Origin of the sequence: uncultured Campylobacter sp. (genome assembly GCF_938030815.1) — a bacterium.
Taxonomy (GTDB): domain Bacteria; phylum Campylobacterota; class Campylobacteria; order Campylobacterales; family Campylobacteraceae; genus Campylobacter_B.
In genome coordinates this window covers 1-4,850 of sequence record NZ_CALHII010000183.1, presented here as the reverse complement: position 1 = coordinate 4,850, position 4,850 = coordinate 1, and the positions used below count along the sequence as shown (strand labels likewise).

General features: G+C 51.1%; 5 protein-coding genes. All 5 read left to right on the top strand.

The features are described from left to right. Positions 1–170: 170 nt before the first annotated feature. The 5 genes from Q0277_RS06960 to Q0277_RS06940 all read left to right on the top strand — a co-directional run bounded on the left by Q0277_RS06960 (position 171) and on the right by Q0277_RS06940 (position 4,705). Complete coding sequence (locus tag Q0277_RS06960; protein WP_297996794.1) at positions 171–1,100, top strand: aspartate carbamoyltransferase catalytic subunit; 930 nt, start codon at positions 171–173, stop codon at positions 1,098–1,100. Beyond that, positions 1,097–2,377 carry a dihydroorotase gene (locus Q0277_RS06955; protein ID WP_297996792.1) on the top strand — a complete coding sequence of 427 codons (1,281 nt, stop codon included), beginning with the start codon at positions 1,097–1,099 and terminating at the stop codon, positions 2,375–2,377. The genes Q0277_RS06960 and Q0277_RS06955 overlap by 4 nt, the downstream gene beginning before the upstream one ends. 525 nt (positions 2,378–2,902) lie before the next feature. Next, positions 2,903–3,988 carry a hypothetical protein gene (locus tag Q0277_RS06950; protein ID WP_297996790.1) on the top strand — a complete coding sequence of 362 codons (1,086 nt, stop codon included), beginning with the start codon at positions 2,903–2,905 and terminating at the stop codon, positions 3,986–3,988. A 140-nt stretch (positions 3,989–4,128) separates the two neighbouring features. After that, the gene (locus Q0277_RS06945) at positions 4,129–4,557 is read left to right on the top strand and encodes a hypothetical protein (protein WP_297996789.1); all 429 of its coding nucleotides are present in this window, start codon (positions 4,129–4,131) and stop codon (positions 4,555–4,557) included. 4 nt (positions 4,558–4,561) lie between these two features. Further along, positions 4,562–4,705, top strand: coding sequence for a hypothetical protein (locus Q0277_RS06940; protein ID WP_297996787.1), 144 nt, complete (start codon positions 4,562–4,564; stop codon positions 4,703–4,705). The last annotated feature ends 145 nt before the right edge of the window (positions 4,706–4,850 follow it).

Below are 4,850 nucleotides of genomic sequence, written 5' to 3'. Positions count from 1 at the left end.
AATTTTTAAATTTTACCCCGAAATTCCGCTCACGCTTCGTATGCGAACTCAAATGAAATTTTAAGCAAAATTTCGCGCCTAAATTTGAGCTCAGCTCTTAAATTTTAAAATTTTATCAGAGATTTTTTTATACAATTACGGCTGAAATTCGGCCCAAAAAAGGAGAGGGAATGTATAAGCTAAAGCATCTTCTTAGCGCGCAGGATCTAAGCCGCGAGGATATCTACGACTTCATCGATCTGGCGCGCGAGTTTAAAGCGCTCAACCGCAGCGATATCAAAAAATCCGACTCGCTTCGCGGTAAGACGGTCATCAACGCGTTTTTCGAAAACTCCACCCGCACCCGCACGAGCTTTGAGATCGCAGCCAAGCGCCTGGGCGCGGACAGCGTAAATTTCACGGCTGCAGACAGTAGCACGAAAAAGGGCGAGACGCTGATCGACACCATCAGAAATATGCAGGCGATGCGCACGGATATCTTCGTGCTGCGCCACAGCTGCTCGGGCGCGGCGAAATTTGTCGCGGCCAACTGCGACGCATCGATCGTAAATGCGGGCGACGGGCTGAACGAGCATCCGAGCCAGGCGCTGCTGGATCTTTTTACGATCAGTGAGCACAAAGGCAGGATCGAAAATTTAAACGTCGCGATCATCGGCGATATATTCCGCTCGCGCGTGGCTAGAAGCGACATCTGGGCGATGAAAAAGTTCGGCATAAACGTGCGGCTCTTTGGCCCTCCGATGATGCTGCGCGACTGCGACGCGTTCGGCTGCCCGATATGCAAAAGCGTGGAGGAGGCGATAGAGGGCGCCGACGTCATCATCATGCTTAGAATCCAGCTTGAGCGGCAAGACGGTGAGCCGAGCTTCCCGAGCGTGCGCGAGTACTCGAAATTTTTCGGACTTACAGCTAAGAGAATGCAGGCGGCGAAAGAGGGCGTCATGATAATGCATCCCGGCCCGATCAACCGCGGCGTGGAGATCAACTCCGACGTAGCCGACGATCCGCGCTATAGCTGCGTTTTAGATCAGGTAGAAAACGGCGAGGCGATGCGAATGGCGATACTTCATACGATAAATTTAAACAGGAGCGCACGATGAAAATTTTAATAAAAAACGGCACGATCGTTAATTGGGGCGGCAGCGAGGAGGCAAACGTCCTGATCGAGGGCGATAAAATTTCAAAGATCACGCGCGAGTGTCCCGCCGCAGATCGCGTCATAGACGCTGCGGGCAAGCTCGTGATGCCCGGCCTCATCGATATGCACGTGCATTTTAGAGACCCGGGGCTCGAATACAAAGACGACGTCATCAGCGGCAGCGAAACCGCGGTCGCAGGCGGCGTGACGACCTGCCTCCCGATGGCGAATACCAAGCCCGTGAACGATAACTCAAGCATCACGCGCGCGATGATCGCTAAGGCCAAACAGCGCGGGCTTATCGATCTACTGCCCATAGGCGCGATCTCGCAGGACTGCAAGGGCGCAAAGATCGTAGAGATGGGCGATATGCTGGAAGCCGGCTGCGTGGCTTTCAGCGACGACGGGCTGCCCGTGACCGATAGCTCCGTGATGCGACAGGCGCTCGAATACTCCGCGCACTTCGGCTCGTTCGTGATAAATCACAGTGAGGATTGCTCGCTTTGCCACGGCGGCGTGATGAACGAGGGTAAGGTCAGCGCGATCCTCGGTCTAAAGGGGATGGCGAGCGAAAAAGAGGAGATTATGATAGCGCGCGATCTGCTGCTTGCCAAAAAGACGGGCGGACACATCCACATCGCGCACGTAAGCTCGGCGTGGTCGCTCAAGCTCATAAAGCAGGCTAAACGCGAGGGTATCCGCGTCACCTGCGAGGCTACACCGCATCATTTTACCTTTGACGAGCGCGAGCTGATGGGATACGATACGAATTTTAAAATGTCGCCGCCGCTTCGCACCCAAAGCGACGTGCAGGCGATCAGAGAGGCGCTTAAAAGCGGTCTGATCGACGCTATCGTGACCGATCACGCTCCGCACAACACCGACGATAAATTGGTCGAATTCGACCACGCGCCGTTTGGAATTTTGGGGCTTCAAACCCTCGTGCCGCTTACGCTTCGGCTCGTAGAGCAGGGCGTTATCAGCCTTGAAGACATGGTGCGGCTGTGCTCGTTTAACCCGGCCAAAATTCTAAATTTAAAGGACAAGGGCGAGATCAAAGAGGGCTTTTTAGCCGACGTCGCGATCATCGATCCGCAGATTTCCTACGTTTACGATGAGGCGCTAAATAAGTCCAAATCGCGCAACTCGCCGCTTTTCGGCAAGCAGCTTACGGGCGCTGCGGTTTGCACGATCAAAAGCGGCCGCGTGGTCTATGAGTTTCCAAACGTCGTAGCGTAGCACGCTTTCGGCGTAGAGCTTGCGAGCGGCGACTTGCGGGCAGAGCTTGCGAGTGGTAGCTTGCCGACGAGCGACTTTCGTAGCCCAAATGGCGCTATTGCTTAATTTTAAATTTAGCTAGTTTGGACGCAATGGCTCGCTTTTAAAATTTTGCGGTGCGATCGGTTCATTTTAAATTTGGCGGTAGCGTAGGCGCAGCGACTTGTCTTTAAAATTTCATAGCGCGCGTGCGATTGAAATTTCTTTAAAGCGTTTTGTCATTTTTAAAGTGCGCGTAAATTTAACCCGCATCGCCCCGCCTGTGTCGCTCATGGATTTTGGCTTTGGAATTTTACCAACGTACACGGCGCCTGTAAATTTATAACGGCGCCTTTTTCGATATGGTCGCTGCTTTTAAAATTTCACGCTCGCGGTGGTTGGGAATTCTATCTTTGCGCAGATTTGTTTTTGCTTCACGCGCAAATTTTATCGTGATTAAATTTGTCGCTAAGGCGCAAAATTTTAAAATTTTGTCGCCGCTGGCTTTTGGCGCGAAGCATAAATAATCCGTCGCATGAATGTAAGCGTCTAAATTTAAAGATATCTATAAATGGCGAATTATATTTTTCGTGCGCGCTGTACGTCGCGCTAAAATCGGCTCTGCACGGCAATCCTAAGCCGTTGCCGCAAGATCAAAAATATATAAAATATTTAAATTTTGAATTTGCAAAGGAGCATTTCCGCACCGCAGAGGGCGCGAACCGCGTAGTGCAGGACGGCGTAAACGACGCAAGTAAAGCTGCGGAGCAAAAAGATGCGTACGGCTCAGTGCAGAGCAGTGCGACGGACAAAACTGCCGAGAGCGGCGGTGCAGCGGAGCAAAAGCGCACGAACAGCAAAGAAGCGGCAAATGAAAAAGCGGCTAGTAAAAAAGGCGCCGACGAAAGCACGGGCTCGCCACTTTTGCAAAAAGCGTGCGAGTTTTTCACCGAGCAAGTCGCGCAAAAAGGGCACGAGGACGAGCCGATCTCCGCACGGCGGCGTTGGATAGAGCAGTGCCTAAAGCTCGGTCTGAAGGACGCGGGGCTTAGTATTTCAACTTTCGCAAAAGATAGGTCGCTTTTAGGATTTAGCGGCGCGAATGCAAACGGCATCGTATGTCGCTTTGAGGGCTTTGACGGCGTTTTTACGCCTGATTGGAAATACGATCGCGACAAAAAGGCTTGGCACGTGAAATATGCCGAGCGCCTTTGGCGCGGGATGCCGCGAGATGCGCTAAGCGCGCACGATAATAGCGCAGAATTCGGGAATGTTTTGGTGCAAATCAGGAATTTTGCGAGCAAGATAGGCTGCGAAAACTTCGCGCAGACGTTTGATAATGCGCTTAAGACGCTGCGGGGCGAAGTCGCTGTGGACGAGTATTACGCCGTTTCGTTTGCAGTGCTACCGCAGCCGAGCTTGAGGGCGTTTGCCGCGGCGGGGATCGCCGATGTATTCGGTGCGATGGGCTCTTGGGATGATGAGCCGCCGTCTATGGCGCAAGAAATTGGGTTCGGGGACGAATACGACCGCCTCTCGGACGAGCTCTTGGCGCAGAAAAACTCAGCGATTTTGTTTGCGATAAACGGCTAGTAGGGCTTCAGCACGGGTAGCGAAAATCCGCGCTATGTCTATTTGGGCGTGCGCATGATAATCTCGCGGCGTATTTTTGGGCTCGGCCGAGTGCTTTACGAGCGGCGGTAAAATTTAATGAAATTTCAAAAGGAGAAAATTTGCAAAATTTAGAGGCGAACTTTGAGATAAAGGCAAGCAAAGAGTATAAGAATATGACGCGCGAAATCTCTAAAATCGTCTATAATGGCGATCGGTTTATACGCATTAAAGGCCTGTGCGACGCGGTTTTGTGCTTTGGGTGGATGCTCGTAGTTACGTTTTTGTGCGTGAAATTTTGGCGACATGACATCGGCGGGCTGCTCGAAGAGTACGGCTATTGCGAGGTGAGCTATCTGCCCACTTTTGTGTGGTTTGGCTCGCCCGTTTTGTTTTTCTACTCCCTTGCGTTGCGTCCATACCTGCTGATGCGCAAGCTCTTAGGCAAGGCAAATTTCAGCGAGATGGGGCGTAAGAGCGTGACGCTGGGCGACGATTTTTTAATCCAAAGAAGCGAAAGGCGAGGGCAGATATTATTATCACACGATTAGCGACGTGCGGGACGCGGGCGGCTTTATCGTCATCATCATTCAAAACGCGATGTATATCGCCATACCGCGCGAGGCTTTTACGGACGGCGGCGCTGAATTTTGCGCAGAGCTTAGAAGCAGAACGGAGCTCGCTAAAAAGTTTGAATAGTGATTACTGGGGTTGCTCGAAAATTTTATAAATTTTTATTGCATTTATTTCACTATGGTTTTATAAAATTTATAAAACTTCTTTTAAAATTCAAATTGAATGAATTCAAACTGATTTAATAATGAGTTTACTTGGATTTGAAATG

Bases quoted from the DNA above. Each gene is read 5' to 3' on its own strand.
- Q0277_RS06960 (WP_297996794.1), top strand. From the start codon at position 171: ATGTATAAGCTAAAGCATCTTCTTAGCGCGCAGGATCTAAGCCGCGAG.
- Q0277_RS06955 (WP_297996792.1), top strand. From the start codon at position 1,097: ATGAAAATTTTAATAAAAAACGGCACGATCGTTAATTGGGGCGGCAGC.